At 60.5% G+C, this 13,454-nt stretch carries 16 protein-coding genes; 7 read left to right on the top strand and 9 right to left on the bottom strand.

From position 1 onward, the window contains the following. Nucleotides 1-7 precede the first annotated feature (7 nt). The 4 genes from AB4Z13_RS04640 to AB4Z13_RS04625 all read left to right on the top strand — a co-directional run bounded on the left by AB4Z13_RS04640 (nucleotide 8) and on the right by AB4Z13_RS04625 (nucleotide 4,504). Complete coding sequence (locus tag AB4Z13_RS04640; protein ID WP_113323094.1) at nucleotides 8-622, top strand: GNAT family N-acetyltransferase; 615 nt, start codon at nucleotides 8-10, stop codon at nucleotides 620-622. Continuing rightward, nucleotides 619-3,531 carry an EAL domain-containing protein gene (locus AB4Z13_RS04635; RefSeq protein WP_439014272.1) on the top strand — a complete coding sequence of 971 codons (2,913 nt, stop codon included), beginning with the start codon at nucleotides 619-621 and terminating at the stop codon, nucleotides 3,529-3,531. Before AB4Z13_RS04640 ends, AB4Z13_RS04635 begins: the two co-directional genes overlap by 4 nt. Before the next feature lie 134 nt (nucleotides 3,532-3,665). After that, a complete protein-coding gene (locus AB4Z13_RS04630) occupies nucleotides 3,666-4,091 on the top strand; it encodes a hypothetical protein (protein ID WP_113323092.1) in 426 nt (141 codons plus the stop codon). 104 nt (nucleotides 4,092-4,195) lie between these two features. Further along, nucleotides 4,196-4,504, top strand: a complete 309-nt coding sequence (locus AB4Z13_RS04625; RefSeq protein WP_113323091.1) for a Dabb family protein — start codon at nucleotides 4,196-4,198, stop codon at nucleotides 4,502-4,504. A 12-nt stretch (nucleotides 4,505-4,516) separates the two neighbouring features. Here AB4Z13_RS04625 and AB4Z13_RS04620 read toward each other — a convergent pair whose 3' ends face one another. The 6 genes from AB4Z13_RS04620 to AB4Z13_RS04595 form a co-directional block, all read right to left on the bottom strand. After that, nucleotides 4,517-5,416 carry a metal ABC transporter solute-binding protein, Zn/Mn family gene (locus AB4Z13_RS04620; protein ID WP_439014271.1) on the bottom strand — a complete coding sequence of 300 codons (900 nt, stop codon included), beginning with the start codon at nucleotides 5,414-5,416 and terminating at the stop codon, nucleotides 4,517-4,519. A 15-nt stretch (nucleotides 5,417-5,431) separates the two neighbouring features. Next, complete coding sequence (locus tag AB4Z13_RS04615) at nucleotides 5,432-6,304, bottom strand: metal ABC transporter permease (protein WP_439014270.1); 873 nt, start codon at nucleotides 6,302-6,304, stop codon at nucleotides 5,432-5,434. Next, complete coding sequence (locus AB4Z13_RS04610; RefSeq protein ID WP_439014269.1) at nucleotides 6,301-7,041, bottom strand: metal ABC transporter ATP-binding protein; 741 nt, start codon at nucleotides 7,039-7,041, stop codon at nucleotides 6,301-6,303. The genes AB4Z13_RS04615 and AB4Z13_RS04610 overlap by 4 nt, the downstream gene beginning before the upstream one ends. Further along, entirely contained in the window at nucleotides 7,038-7,166 is a 129-nt protein-coding gene (locus tag AB4Z13_RS04605; protein WP_439014268.1) for a hypothetical protein, read from the bottom strand. Before AB4Z13_RS04605 ends, AB4Z13_RS04610 begins: the two co-directional genes overlap by 4 nt. A 181-nt stretch (nucleotides 7,167-7,347) precedes the next feature. Then, nucleotides 7,348-7,833: a peroxiredoxin gene (locus AB4Z13_RS04600; RefSeq protein WP_439014267.1), complete on the bottom strand. Its 486-nt coding sequence runs from the start codon at nucleotides 7,831-7,833 to the stop codon at nucleotides 7,348-7,350. Between the two features lie 70 nt (nucleotides 7,834-7,903). Then, on the bottom strand, nucleotides 7,904-8,743 hold the full coding sequence (locus AB4Z13_RS04595; protein ID WP_439014266.1) for a protein-disulfide reductase DsbD domain-containing protein: 840 nt from the start codon (nucleotides 8,741-8,743) through the stop codon (nucleotides 7,904-7,906). Nucleotides 8,744-8,884: 141 nt separating this feature from the next. Between AB4Z13_RS04595 and AB4Z13_RS04590 the strand changes: the two genes are divergently transcribed. The 3 genes from AB4Z13_RS04590 to AB4Z13_RS04580 all read left to right on the top strand — a co-directional run bounded on the left by AB4Z13_RS04590 (nucleotide 8,885) and on the right by AB4Z13_RS04580 (nucleotide 10,934). After that, entirely contained in the window at nucleotides 8,885-9,490 is a 606-nt protein-coding gene (locus AB4Z13_RS04590) for a YqgE/AlgH family protein (RefSeq protein ID WP_007818010.1), read from the top strand. A gap of 89 nt (nucleotides 9,491-9,579) precedes the next feature. Beyond that, on the top strand, nucleotides 9,580-9,771 hold the full coding sequence (locus AB4Z13_RS04585; protein WP_037105617.1) for a CsbD family protein: 192 nt from the start codon (nucleotides 9,580-9,582) through the stop codon (nucleotides 9,769-9,771). A gap of 86 nt (nucleotides 9,772-9,857) precedes the next feature. Next, nucleotides 9,858-10,934: a zinc-binding metallopeptidase family protein gene (locus AB4Z13_RS04580; RefSeq protein WP_439014265.1), complete on the top strand. Its 1,077-nt coding sequence runs from the start codon at nucleotides 9,858-9,860 to the stop codon at nucleotides 10,932-10,934. Here AB4Z13_RS04580 and rnhA read toward each other — a convergent pair whose 3' ends face one another. From rnhA to ispH, 3 genes are all read right to left on the bottom strand, one after another. After that, nucleotides 10,935-11,387 carry a ribonuclease HI gene (gene rnhA / locus AB4Z13_RS04575; protein WP_113323084.1) on the bottom strand — a complete coding sequence of 151 codons (453 nt, stop codon included), beginning with the start codon at nucleotides 11,385-11,387 and terminating at the stop codon, nucleotides 10,935-10,937. Further along, complete coding sequence (locus AB4Z13_RS04570; protein WP_113323083.1) at nucleotides 11,384-12,349, bottom strand: homoserine kinase; 966 nt, start codon at nucleotides 12,347-12,349, stop codon at nucleotides 11,384-11,386. The genes rnhA and AB4Z13_RS04570 overlap by 4 nt, the downstream gene beginning before the upstream one ends. A gap of 64 nt (nucleotides 12,350-12,413) precedes the next feature. After that, entirely contained in the window at nucleotides 12,414-13,418 is a 1,005-nt protein-coding gene (gene ispH, locus AB4Z13_RS04565; RefSeq protein WP_113323082.1) for a 4-hydroxy-3-methylbut-2-enyl diphosphate reductase, read from the bottom strand. Nucleotides 13,419-13,454: the final 36 nt, after the last annotated feature.

The following is a 13,454-nucleotide window of genomic DNA, read 5'->3' as shown; positions in this document are numbered from 1 at the left end:
GTTATCGATGCCAAAATCGGTTTTTCGGTTCCTTTCGCGACAGCCTGAAGCGGTCGAACTCGAGAACGATAAATATGTCCTGCGCCTGCCGCGCTACCAGGATTTCAACCAGTGGCACCGGCTTCGCGCCGACAGCCGCCGCTTTCTGGAACCCTGGGAGCCGACCTGGCGGCGCGACGAGCTGACCGAAGGCTCGTTTCGCGCCCGCGTCATCCGCGGCAAGCAGGAATATGCCTCCGGGCAGGCGATCCCGCTCTTCATTTTTCTGAGAAAGGATATGACGCTCGTCGGCGGCATCACCATCGGCTATATCCGCCGGGGGGCCGCCCAAAGCTGCATGATCGGCTACTGGATGGGCGAGCGTTATGCCGGCCAGGGACATATGTTCGCCGCACTTCAATTGGTTATTCCCTATATCTTCACAGGGCTTGAGTTGCACCGTATCGAAGCAGCCTGTATTCCAGACAACGCACGGAGCATTCGCCTGCTTGAGAAAGCCGGGTTCCAGCGGGAAGGCTACCTGCGCGGATATTTGAAGATCAACGGTCAGTGGCATGATCACGTGATGTTTTCACGCTTAGCCACCGACGCGGATACAGGCAGGAAACCCAACAGCCGATGAACAAAGACCGCATGCTGCTGACGTCACCGTCCGGACGAGTGATCGCGGTGATCGCAGCCCTTCTCCTGTCGGTGTTCGCCCTTGCGGCGGGAACCGTGCAGGCGGCCGAACCGGTTAAGATTTCCCGCGACGATACTGCGCTGGACCTGACTGCCACGACTGAAATCTACGCCAACCAGGGCGAGGCCTTCCAGGTTTCCACCGCGGCCGGCGCCGATGGTATCCGCCGGCGTATCGAAGTGCGCGCAAGTTCGGAAAACCATCAGGGCGACTGGGCAGTCTTTGCGCTCGCCAATGTTTCGGAAGAACAGCTTGAGCGCGTCATCGTCGCGCCGCACTTCCGTCTCGTCAATTCCAAGCTGTTCTGGCCCGATCTCGGCTCGCAGCGCATTATTGCGATCACGCCGAGCGAAGGTTTTGCGCTCGACCGCCAGCCGAGCGACGAGGCCGATGTCTTTCGCATCACGCTGAACCCTGGCGCCGTCATCACCTTCGTCGCCGAGCTTGCCACACCCGACCTGCCGCAGATCTATCTGTGGGAGCCGGATGCCTACAAGGACACGATCAACGCCTTCACGCTCTATCGCGGCATCGTGCTCGGCATCGCCGGCCTGCTCGCGGTCTTCCTGACGATCCTTTTCGTCGTCAAGGGAACCTCGATGCTGCCGGCGACGGCGGCGCTTGCCTGGGCAGTGCTCGGCTATATCTGCGTCGACTTCGGCTTTCTCGGAAAGCTGATCAGCGTCGCCTCTGCGGATCAACGAATATGGCGCGCCTGTGCGGAGGTGTCGCTCGCCTCCAGTTTCGTGATCTTCCTGTTTACCTATCTCAATCTCAACCGATGGCATGTGCATCTCGGCTATGCCACGCTTGCCTGGGTTCTTGGCCTCGCGCTGCTGTTTGGCGTCGCAATCTACGATCCATCGATTGCGGCTGGCATTGCTCGGCTGTCCTTCGCTCTGACGGCGGCGACCGGTCTGCTGCTGATCATCTATCTCGGCTTCAACCGCTATGACCGCGCCATCCTGCTCGTGCCGGCATGGGCGCTGACGCTCGTCTGGCTGTTCGGCGCATGGATGACGATCACCGGCCGGCTCGACAATGACATCATCCAGCCAGCACTCGGCGGTGGCCTCGTCCTCATCGTGCTGCTGATCGGCTTTACCGTCATGCAGCACGCCTTTGCGGGCGGCGCGTTCCAGCAGGGGCTGTTCTCCGATCTCGAGCGCCAGTCGCTGGCGCTGACGGGCTCGGGCGATATGGTCTGGGACTGGGATGTGGCGCGCGATCGCGTCGTTACTATTCCCGATGTTTCCGTGAAGCTCGGGCTTTCACCGGGCACGATGCATGGTGCGGCGCGCAACTGGCTGCCGCGGCTGCATCCTGACGATCGCGACCGTTTCCGGGCGACGCTGGACGTGCTGCTGGAACATCGCCGCGGGCGGCTGAACCATGAGTTCCGCATCCGCGCCGAAGACGGTCACTTCCACTGGCTCTTGATCCGCGCCCGGCCGGTACTCGGCTCGAATGGCGAGATCATCCGCTGCGTGGGCACGATCGTCGACGTGACAGAGCAGAAGAATTCCGTCGAACGGCTGCTGCACGATGCGCTTCACGACAACCTGACGGGCCTGCCGAACCGGCAGGTGTTCATCGACCGCCTGCAGTCGGTGCTGACGCTGGCACCGGGCGGCGAGACGCTGCGCCCGACCGTCATGGTGATCGATATCGACCGCTACAAGCTGGTCAATGATTCCCTCGGTGTCGCCGCCGGTGACAATATCCTGATCGCGCTTACCCGCCGCCTGCGCCGCCTTCTGAAGCCGCAGGATACACTGGCGCGCCTTTCCGGCGACCAGTTCGGCCTCATTCTCGTTTCCGAGCATGATCCGGCCAAGGTTGCCGATTTCGCCGATGCGATGAGCAAGGCGATCATGGTGCCGATCAACTTCTCCAACCGCGAGATCATCCTGACGGCCTCCATCGGTCTCACCTCCTGGGTGGACCAGCAGGAGAGTGCGTCGGGTCTGCTCAGCGACGCCGAGCTTGCCATGTACCGGGCCAAACGCGCCGGCGGCAATCGAGTGGAACCCTTCCAGCCGGCTTTCCGTGATTTCGGCACCGATCGCCTGCAGCTCGAATCGGATCTGCGCCGCGCCATCGAGCGCAAGGAGCTTTCGATGGTTTACCAGCCGATTGCGCGGCTGGAGGACGTCGAGATCGCCGGCTTCGAGGCGCTGATGCGCTGGGAACATCCCAAGCGCGGCAATATCCCGCCGTCCGAATTCATCCCGATCGCCGAATCTTCCGACATTATCGGCGCGCTCGGCATCTTCGCGCTGGAGCAGGCGACCAACGACCTGATGGGGTGGCAGAACCAGACCGGCGAGCTGCCGATCTTCGTCTCCATCAATCTGTCGAGCGTGCAGCTTCTCAACAACGATCTTTACGACGATGTCCGTTCGGTACTGGCGAAGACCCATTGCGATCCTTCGCGGCTGAAGCTGGAACTGACGGAATCCATGGTGATGGAGAACCCGGAACAGGCTCGCCTCGTACTGCAAAAGCTGAAAGAGGCCGGCCTCGGTCTGGCGCTCGACGATTTCGGCACCGGCTATTCCTCACTCGCCTACCTGACCCGCTTCCCCTTCGACACGATCAAGCTCGACAAGGCGCTGGTGCGCGACAACAGCGACAAGAAGGCGACGATCTTGAAATCGGTGATTGCCATGGCGCGCGAGCTGGACATGAAGGTGGTGGCCGAAGGCATCGAGTCCAACGAGGATGCGATCGAACTTGCCAAGATGGGCTGCAGCTACGGCCAGAGCTATCTCTTCGGCCCGCCGATGCCGTCGGAATCGGTGCTGCGGCTGCTGAGGGAACGGTTTCCGCTGACGAAGCGGGCCTGATCCCAGAGCCTGTTTCATCGGATTTGCCGAGGAATTGGCACCTCTTGGATCGATACGGCTTTCCTTGCCTGCGGCGGCCATTGACCATTGGCCGCCGATATGCGCCTCTGCCTCAGCGCAACAAGGAAAATCCGATGCTCAAGCTTCTGCTCGCCCTCTCGATGGGCGCCTTTTGCGTCTCTCCGGTATACGCCGCCGAAATTCACCCGCCCTCGCTGAGCTGCCTGGCGGCAGCAGCGCCGGCGCGCTGCGAAAAATTGAAGGAGGATTTCACCGCCGCCTATGCGCTTGCCCACAAGGGCGATCATGGCGCGCAGGTGACTGTAGCCTTCTGCCTCTCCACTGGTTGCCGAGGTGCTGTGATCATCGACAAGGTCGCCGCTTGCAGCTGGCATATCGTCATCGCCAATTCCGGGGCAGCAACCGTCATAGACGGCTCCAATCTCAAGGATACCTGCCGGCCGATGACGGAAGAGCAGAAGGCGGCTGCACGTGCCTTGTCCCATGATCTCGTCCGCAAGATCTATAACCGTCCGGTGGCGGTGGCGGACCAGATGTAGGCTGGGTTGGCCTTCGACAGGTCTGGCGGCTGCGGGCGCGAAATATCGTTGCCCTTGTCGTTTTCGTCGCTATTCTGCCCGAAAACATAATCGGGAGGTACCTTATGATCCTGCACTGCGTATTCATGCGTCTGAAGAGCGCCATGACACCTGACGATAAGCAGGCGCTGTTCGACGCCATCGTGGCGCTGAAGCAGGTGATCCCGGGAATTCTTGACATTAAATACGGGCCGAATGTCTCGCCCGAGGGGCTGCATGGCGGTTTCGTCGACGGCTTTGCCGTGACCTTCGAAAGCCCCGAGGCTCGTGATACCTATCTCGTGCATCCCGAGCATGTGACCGTCGGCGAGCGCATCGTCTCGTCGACGGATGGAGGCCTGGCGGGCCTCCTGGTTTTCGATTTCGTTCTCTAAGATCCCGTCAGCTCAGCTCGATTTCGCCATGGCGGCGGAGAGCTGGTCGACATTGTAGCGGAACATCCTCTCGTAGGTCGGGGCCGGGCCTTTCGAGTCCGAGAGAGATTCGACGTAAAGCTCACCGCCCGGCTCGGCGCCTGTCGCAGTGGCAACCTGCTTGACGAGGCGCGGATCGTTGGAGTTTTCGAAGAAATAGGTTTTCACGTGCTCCTGCTTGATCTGCTCGATCAGCTTGGCAACGTCGGCGGCCGATGCTTCGCTTTCGGTGGAGAGGCCGAGGGGCGCCAGGAAGCTGACATTATATTCGCGGCCGAAATAACCGAAGGCATCGTGGCTGGTCAGCACGTTGCGGCGATCGTTGGCAATCTTGTCGAACTTGGAATGCGCATAGGCGTCCAGCTCGTCAAGCGTCTTCGTATATTTCTCGGCATTGGCCTTGAAGGCATCGGCATCAGCCGGATCGGCTGCGGAAAGCGCCTTCTCGATATTGGCGACCCAGACCTTCACATTGACAGGGCTGTTCCAGACATGCGGATCGGTGACGGTTTTACCATCCTCTTCCATCGTGCGGGTGTTGATGCCTTCGGACACTGTGACCGGATTTCCCTTGTAGCCGGAGGCGGTGATGAGACGGTCCATCCAGCCTTCCAGCCCCTCACCGCTGACGAAGGTAACTTTTGCAGCATTCAGCGCCTTGGCATCGGCCGGCGACGGCTCGAATTCATGGGGGTCTCCGTTCGGACCGACGAGGCTCGTGACCTTGACGTGATCGCCGCCGACCTGTCGGACGACATCAGCAAGCACGGTGAAGGACGCAACGACCTTCAGCGTTTCGGCCGAAGCCGGCACGGCCGAAAGCGTCATCAGCACGGGCAAGGCGGCGGAGAGAAGCAGTCTGCTAGGTAACATCGATGTCTCCTGTAATCAGCCCTTCAGATGCGGGCGGGGGAAGAAGCGTCGGGCAAGGCCCGACGGCGCGAAGAAGATGGAGAGGCCGTAGAGCAGCGCCGCCGTCATGATGATCGTCGGGCCAGAGGCAAGTTCGAGATGATAGGAGGCGATAAGGCCGAGATAGCCGGATGCCGCAGCACTTGCCGCCGCTGTCATCATCATGGCCGGCAGATTGCGGGACCAGAGCTGGGCGATCGCCGCCGGCAGCATCATCAGGCCGACGGCCATCAGCGTGCCAAGCGCCTGGAAGCTCGCGACAAGGTTCAGCACCACAAGCAACAGAAAGAGGAAATGATAGACCGGCCCGCACCCGCCGACGGCGCGCAGGAAGCCCGGATCAAAACATTCCGCGACCAGCGGGCGGTAGACGATCGCGAGCGCCAGCAATGTAACCGACGTGATGGCACCGATCTGCGTCAGCGCCGGCGCGTCGATGGCAAGGATCGTGCCGAAAAGCACATGCAGCAGATCGATGTTCGAACCGCGCAAAGAGACGATGAGGACACCCAGGGCCAGTGACGCCAGATAGAAGCTTGCGAAACTCGCATCCTCCTGCAGCACGGTCATACGGCTGACGACACCTGACAGTAGCGCAACGGAAAGACCTGCTACGAGACCACCAATACCCATTGCCGTCAGCGACAGCGAGCCGGCAACGAGATAGCCGACCGCAGCACCAGGCAGCACGGCATGGCTCATTGCGTCCCCCATGAGGCTCATGCGGCGAAGCATCAGGAAAACACCGATGGGGCCGGAGCCGAGACCCAGGCACAGGCAGGCGACAAGCGCCCGGCGCATGAAGCCATAATCGGCGAAAGGGGCGAAGAAGATATCGTAGGCCGTCATGCCGCCGGCTCGCAGGCTTCGGCATCCTCATCCCAGCGTTCGGCCATGGCGCGGGCCTGCAGAAGATTGGCAGATGACATGACCTCCTGCGTCGGCCCCCAGCCGATCAGCCTGCGGGCGAGCAGCAGGGTTTCCGGGAAATGTGCCCTCACCTGCTCGAAATCATGAAGCACCGCAATCACCGTCCGCCCGTCGCCATGCCAGCGGACGACAATGTCGAGCAGATCCCTCGTCGTGCGGGCATCGATGGCGGTAAAGGGTTCGTCAAGCAGGATGATACGCGCATTCTGCAGCAGCAGGCGGGCGAAGAGCACGCGCTGGAACTGGCCGGCCGAAAGCGAGCCGACATGGCGCTTTTCAAACCCTTCCAGACCGACGGTGGCGAGTGCGTCGCGGGCACATGCGGCTTCTTGTTTTGCGATGCGGCCAAAGGCACCGGCCGAACGCCAGCTTCCGAGCAGCACCGTATCCAGCACCGAGATCGGGAAACGCCTGTTGATCTCCGCCGCCTGCGGAAGATAGCCGAAATCAGTGCGTTGCAGCCGATGCTCCACCCGCCCTTCGGCAGGACGCAGCTCCCCCATGATCGCCTTCAGCAACGTGGATTTTCCCGCTCCATTCGGCCCGGCGATTGCTGTCAGGCTGCCGGGCTGGAACGTGCCGGAGAGATGATGGACAGCAGGATGACGATCATAGGAGACCGTCAGATTGTCGAGGCGAATGACTGGCGCGCTCATGGCAGGAGGATCGCCCAATGGATCGCGAGCCAGAGAAGTGCGACGATGGCGACCGCACCGCAGGCGCGCAGAAGTGCCGATTGCCCGAGGAGACTGACGGCGAAACGTTCCTGATCGGGCGGCATTCTCAATCCTTATATGTAATAACATTACCGTTATGTTATAACAATTATGGCAAGAATGAGGCGAAGCCGCTCTTGATGCAAAACGGCGGATGCCCAGCGCGACATTGACGCTTACTTCAGCGATCAAAATTAAAAAGGGCGCCAGAAGGCGCCCTTGCGTAACAACGGGAGATTTTCCGGCTTAGAGCTGTTCGAGTATCGCGGCAGCACCGGAAACCGTTGCCTGGCCGGGCGATTCCTCGACGTTGAGCGATTTCACCACCCCATCTTCGACCAGCATGGAATAGCGCTTGGAGCGGACACCAAGGCCACCGCCGGAGAGATCGGCATCGAGGCCGACTGCCTTGGTGAACCCGGCATCCCAGTCGGCGAGGAAATGAATCTTGCCGAGGCCGCCCGAAGACTGCGCCCAAGCGCCCATGACATGCCAGTCGTTGACGGCGAGAACGGCGATGTCGTCAACGCCCTTGGCGAGGATGGCATCGCGGTTTTCCAGATAGCCCGGCAGATGGTTCAGCGAACAGGTGGGCGTGAAAGCGCCGGGTACGGCGAAGAGCACGACGCGCTTGCCGGCAAAGAGCTGCTCGGTGGTGGTTTCGACCGGGCCGTCTGTGGTCTTTTCCTTGAAGGTGGCGGCAGGAAGCTTGTCGCCGATCGCGATGGTCATGGATTTTCTCCTCGGTTCTGGCTGGTTGCGGCAAGACCGCATAGGGATTGAGAGGGACTATAAGATGCGGTCAATCAAAGGCAAGCGTGGTTTCCATGGCGCGGACGCCGTCAACGATCAGTACCCCCCACTGCTTGCCCTTGATATCGTAGTTTTTCGGTAGCTTTCCGATGGCAATATCGGCGGAATAGGCCTTGCCGCTGCGCCCCACATTCATCTGCTTGGTGAAGGCGTAACCGCTCGGGCCGGTGACGATGATTTCGGGCGTTCCATTCCCTGCTTCCGGCAGAGTAACCTTCAGCGAGAGTTGCTTCAGGTCGGGTGACATCCCGTGTGCCACGACCTCGAAATCGGCAGACGGCGCTTCGGGAAGGCGGCCAGCGGCGCTCTGAAGGATCATTTCCTCCTGCGGGCGCGACTGGGCGACAGTACCAAATTTCAATGAAAGCTGCGCCTGGAACGGAATGCAGATATCCTTGCAGATGCCGATGAAAGCGGTGGCCTCGAGAACGACCGGTCCCACTTTCGAAGCCGTCAGCGATAATGGCAGGGTCACCGGTGTCTCATAGCCGATATCCTCGACCTTGCCGCTGGAGATATGTTTCGGAACGGGATAGGAAATGGCGTCCAGCGTTACACCGCTTTGCGGTGCGATGGTGATCTGCGGCGGGATGCCATTATTGCCCGGTTCACGCCAATAGGTGATCCAGCCAGGCTTCGGCTCAATCTGCAGGCCTGCCCTTATATGGCCATCAGCGTCCGGCGGCAGCGCCACGAGACGCATGCGGCCACCCTCGTTCTCCGCCCAGTCACTCATTTCCGCATGCGCCTGACGCAGCAATCCGAGCATGGACGCAGCCGAAATGACTGCAATTAATGGCGCGCGCGCGAGCAATGAAATAACTCTCATGGAACAAGGGTTTACCGAAACTTGCCAATTGCCGCCAGAAGTCCCGCCCATATAAATCTTCATTTTCAGTTGATTGATTTGTGACATTGCCCCATGTTTCTCTTGTCGGAGCCTTTGTGCGGTCTGGCGGCAGGAGGAACCATGTCCCTAGCAACGCTGAAGAACAGACGGGAACGCGGATTTTTCGACGGTCAGTTCCTGATCGCCATGCCCGGCATGGAGGATCGCAACTTCGCACGCACAGTGATTTATATCTGCGCCCATTCGGACGCAGGCGCCATGGGCTTTGTCATCAATCGCCCGCAGAGCCTGACCTTCACCGATGTCCTGCTGCATCTCGACATGATCAAGCAGGAAGATTCCATCGTGCTGCCGAAAGATGCGCGGGAGTTTCCGATCCAGACTGGTGGGCCGGTCGAGAGCGGTCGTGGTTTCGTGTTGCATTCCGACGATTATGTCAGCGATTCCTCCATCCCCGTCAGCGACGATATCTGCCTGACGGCAACGCTCGATATCGTGCGCGCCATCTCCAAGGGCGGCGGTCCCAAGCGGGCCACCATGCTGCTCGGCTATTCCTCCTGGGGTGCGGGCCAGCTCGAAAACGAGGTGGCCTCCAATGGCTGGCTCAATTGCGCGGCCAATGAGGAGTTGATCTTCGATCGCTGCCTCGATGACAAGTATGAGCGGGCGCTTGCCAGCATGGGTATCACGCCTGCCATGCTTTCGGCCGAAGCCGGCCACGCCTGACTGCATCATTCCGGAACGAAACTCGTTCACTGGCGTTTCCTGTCGGCAAACACGGATACTCCGTCCGTGATCCGAGAGGAGACATACACATGGGTAGCACTGGCGACAAGATTTCCGGCAAGGTCAACGAGATGGCCGGCAAGGCGAAGAAGACGGCCGGCAAGGCCACCGGCAACCGCGAAATGCAGGCCAAAGGCGGCATGCAGGAAGCCAAGGGCAAGGCCCAGGTCGCGAGCGGCAAGGTCAAGGACAAGCTGAAGGGCGCTGTCGACCGGCTCTAACGCCCCATCTTATTCATAGGTGCAATGCCTGTCGCATCAGTGTGCGGCGGGCATTTTCCATCATATCCTGCCTGTAGGGGGCTGCCATGAGGCTGTTTGCCTGCGACAATTGCGATCAGGTCATCCATTTCGACAACAGGCAGTGCGTGCGCTGCAACCATCGCCTCGGCTTCTTCGCGCGCGATCTTTCCATGCATGCGCTGGAATCGCGCGACGAGACGAACTGGCAGCTCGTCTCCGATCCGAACCGGCTTGTGCAGTTCTGTGCCAATGCGGGCCTCGACATCTGCAACTGGCTGGTCGATGACAACAATGATTTTTGCATCGCCTGCCGACATAACCGGCTGGTGCCGAATACCGACACGCAAGATGGGATCGACCGCTGGCGCCGCATCAGCCAGGCGCAGCGCCACCTCTTCTATTCGCTACTGCGCTGGAACTTGCCGCATCCCAACCGGCGGGAAGACCCGCAAGGCGGCCTCGTTTTCGATTTTCTCGAAGACACCGTGCAGAATGACGGCAATGTCGTACCGGCCATCACCGGCCATGAGGACGGGCTGATCGCGATCCGCGCAGCGGAAGCAGACGATGTGACCCGCGAGCAGGCGCGCATGGCGATGGATGAACCCTATCGCACGCTGCTCGGCCATTTCCGCCACGAGACCGGGCACTTCGTCTGGAACAAGCTGGTCCGCGATCGCAATGGATTCGACGAGTTCCGCGCAGTCTTCGGCGATGAGCGGCAGGACTATGGCGCCGCATTACAGGATCGCTATGCCAATGGGCCAGTTGCAGGCTGGCAGGAGACCTTCATCAGCGCCTATGCCTCCGTTCACCCTTGGGAAGACTTCGCAGAATGCTTCGCGCACTACCTGCACATCGTCGATACGCTGGAAACGGCGCGTGGCTTCGGCATCGCGATCGATCCGCGCGGGCATGAAGAGATCGCTGGTGAAGTGGATTTCAATCCCTATCGGGCACAGAGCGTCGAACAGCTCGTCGGCGCCTGGGTGCCACTCAGCCTTGCGATCAACGCGATCCAGCGCAGCATGGGACAGCCGGATTCCTATCCCTTCGTGCTGTCACCGCCTGTCGTGACAAAGCTCGAATATATGCACCGGCTGATACGGAATGCTACGGCAGAGCAGCGGCAGGCGGCCTGATCAGCCTGCCTTCTTGCTCTTCTTGAAAGGCTCCATACCCTTGCGGGCGAGCTCATCAGCACGCTCGTTTTCGGGGTGGCCGGCGTGGCCTTTGACCCAATGGAGCGTCACCTTGTGCCGGTTGCGGGCCTCTTCCAGCGCCTGCCAGAGTTCGGCATTCTTCACCGGCTTATTGTCCGATGTCCTCCAGCCGTTCTTTTTCCAGCCGAAGATCCATTTGGAAATGCCGTCTTTCACATAGGCGCTGTCGGTATAGAGATCGACCTCGCAGGGCTCCTTCAGGGCAGTCAGTGCGGAAATGGCAGCCAGGAGCTCCATGCGATTGTTGGTGGTTTCAGCCTCGCCACCGGAGAGTTCCCTCTCGACCTCGCCGTAGCGCAGCACAGCGCCCCACCCGCCGGGGCCGGGGTTACCGGAGCATGCCCCGTCGGTGAAGATATCGATGTGCTTCATAGGCTCAGTCCATATTCGGCGGGCGAGGAAATCTGGCGGTGGAAGCGCAGCTTGCGCAGATATTCCAGCGGATCCTTCTTGGTGACCATCGCGCCCTCGGGCGTTGTCAGCCAGTCGTAGAGTCGGGTCAGGAAGAAGCGCAGCGCCGAGCCACGGGAGAGAACCGGCAGAGCTTTAATCTCCGCCTCGCTCAGCGGCCGCACGCTCTGGTACCCTTCCAGCATCTGCATGCCCTTGGTGATGTTGTAGGCGCCGTCCTTCTCGAAGCACCAGGCATTGAGGCAGATCGAAACGTCATAGGCGAGCAGATCGTTGCAGGCGAAATAGAAATCGATGAGGCCCGAGAGCTCGTCGCCGAGGAAGAAGACGTTGTCAGGGAAAAGATCGGCGTGGATGACACCAGCCGGCAAATCCTTCGGCCAATAGGCCCGCAGGAAATTGAGATCACTGCGGATCTCGTTCTGCAGTCCGGGCTCGACCTCGTCGGCGCGTGCCTCGGATTTGTCCCAGAGCGTCTGCCAGCCTTCCAGCGACAAGGCATTTGGCCGCGTCAGTGCAAAACCTTCACCAGCAACATGCATCTGCGCCAGCGCCTTGCCGACTTCGCGGCAGTGTTTGGCTTCCGGCTTTCTGAGCCACATGCCTTCAAGGAAGGAGATGAGTGCGGCGGGACGGCCCGACAGAGTGCCGAGCAGCGCGCCGTCCTTGCGCGGCAGCGGCAGTGGGCAGGACAGGCCGCCGGCAGACAGATGCTGCATCAGGCCGAGGAAGAAGGGCAGATCGCTCTTTTCCACCCGCTTCTCGTAAAGCGTCAGGATGAGCGGCGCCTTGGATGTGTGCAGCAGGAAATTGGAATTCTCCACGCCTTCCGCGATGCCCTTGTAAGAGAGCAGCGTACCGGCATCATATTCGGTGAGAAACCATTTCAGATCGTCTTCGGCGATATCGGTATAAACTGCCAAGGTGGGTATCTCACTGTAGAAGCGGTGTCATCAGGTAGGCAGGACGGAGGGTGGGCCCCTCACCTCATTCCCCGTTCACGAATGCCATGTCAGCCGTCGTCAATTCAAGGCTGCGCAGTTCGCGATTGACGAGGAAGTGCTCGTTTTCCTGCACGGTTTCGGCAAGCTCGACGCGGGCATCGAAGCGTGTGCGGAAGGCCTCGATGATCTCGTTGACGATCACTTCCGGGGCGGAAGCACCGGCGGACAGGCCGAGCGTGGCAATCGGGCCGATCTCATCCCAGTCGAGCTCTGAAGCACGCTGCACGAGGATCGACTTCTTCGCGCCTGCCCGGAGTGCCACTTCGACGAGCCGCTTGGAATTGGACGAATTCGGCGCGCCGACAATGATGAACAGATCGCAGCCGGGGGCTGCTTCCTTCACCACTTCCTGGCGGTTGGTCGTGGCATAGCAGATGGAATCAGCGGCCGGAGCCTGTAGCTTGGGGAAGCGCTCTTCCAGCCGTTTGATGACGCCGGCGGTGTCGTCGACCGAAAGCGTCGTCTGCGTGACATAGCCGAGATTATCGGGATCGACCGGCTGATAAACGTCCGCATCCTCGACAGTTTCGATGAGCGAAACAGTGCCTTCGGGCAACTGACCCATGGTGCCGATCACTTCGGGATGGCCGGCGTGGCCGATCAGGACGACATGGCGGCCGAGGCGATTATGGCGCATCGCCTGCTTGTGGACCTTGGAGACCAGCGGACAGGTTGCGTCGAGATAGAACAGGTTGCGGGCATTCGCATCCTCGGGCACGGATTTCGGCACGCCATGAGCGGAAAAGACGACCGGCTGGGCACGATGTTCCGCCGGGATCTCGTCAAGCTCCTCGACGAAGACCGCTCCCTTGGCTTCCAACCCTTCCACGACATAGCGGTTATGGACGATCTCGTGGCGGACATATACAGGCGCGCCGTAAGCCTTCAGCGCCAGCACGACGATCTGGATCGCCCGATCGACGCCGGCGCAGAAGCCGCGCGGACCGCAGAGCCTGATCGTCAACGGAGGTTTTGCCGCAATGTTCATAACATACCCAGGTTAAGCTTCAGGGACCTCTAACCC

It is taken from the genome of Rhizobium sp. YAF28 (assembly GCF_052113285.1).
Taxonomy (GTDB): Bacteria; Pseudomonadota; Alphaproteobacteria; order Rhizobiales; family Rhizobiaceae; genus Rhizobium.
Note: the sequence above shows the minus strand (reverse complement) of the source record. Positions and strands in the feature narration are given on the sequence as shown.

Bases quoted from the DNA above. Each gene is read 5' to 3' on its own strand.
- AB4Z13_RS04640 (WP_113323094.1), top strand. From the start codon at position 8: ATGCCAAAATCGGTTTTTCGGTTCCTTTCGCGACAGCCTGAAGCGGTC.
- AB4Z13_RS04635 (WP_439014272.1), top strand. From the start codon at position 619: ATGAACAAAGACCGCATGCTGCTGACGTCACCGTCCGGACGAGTGATC.
- AB4Z13_RS04630 (WP_113323092.1), top strand. From the start codon at position 3,666: ATGCTCAAGCTTCTGCTCGCCCTCTCGATGGGCGCCTTTTGCGTCTCT.
- AB4Z13_RS04625 (WP_113323091.1), top strand. From the start codon at position 4,196: ATGATCCTGCACTGCGTATTCATGCGTCTGAAGAGCGCCATGACACCT.
- AB4Z13_RS04620 (WP_439014271.1), bottom strand. From the start codon at position 5,416: ATGTTACCTAGCAGACTGCTTCTCTCCGCCGCCTTGCCCGTGCTGATG.
- AB4Z13_RS04615 (WP_439014270.1), bottom strand. From the start codon at position 6,304: ATGACGGCCTACGATATCTTCTTCGCCCCTTTCGCCGATTATGGCTTC.
- AB4Z13_RS04610 (WP_439014269.1), bottom strand. From the start codon at position 7,041: ATGAGCGCGCCAGTCATTCGCCTCGACAATCTGACGGTCTCCTATGAT.
- AB4Z13_RS04605 (WP_439014268.1), bottom strand. From the start codon at position 7,166: ATGCCGCCCGATCAGGAACGTTTCGCCGTCAGTCTCCTCGGGCAATCG.
- AB4Z13_RS04600 (WP_439014267.1), bottom strand. From the start codon at position 7,833: ATGACCATCGCGATCGGCGACAAGCTTCCTGCCGCCACCTTCAAGGAA.
- AB4Z13_RS04595 (WP_439014266.1), bottom strand. From the start codon at position 8,743: ATGAGAGTTATTTCATTGCTCGCGCGCGCGCCATTAATTGCAGTCATT.
- AB4Z13_RS04590 (WP_007818010.1), top strand. From the start codon at position 8,885: ATGTCCCTAGCAACGCTGAAGAACAGACGGGAACGCGGATTTTTCGAC.
- AB4Z13_RS04585 (WP_037105617.1), top strand. From the start codon at position 9,580: ATGGGTAGCACTGGCGACAAGATTTCCGGCAAGGTCAACGAGATGGCC.
- AB4Z13_RS04580 (WP_439014265.1), top strand. From the start codon at position 9,858: ATGAGGCTGTTTGCCTGCGACAATTGCGATCAGGTCATCCATTTCGAC.
- rnhA (WP_113323084.1), bottom strand. From the start codon at position 11,387: ATGAAGCACATCGATATCTTCACCGACGGGGCATGCTCCGGTAACCCC.
- ispH (WP_113323082.1), bottom strand. From the start codon at position 13,418: ATGAACATTGCGGCAAAACCTCCGTTGACGATCAGGCTCTGCGGTCCG.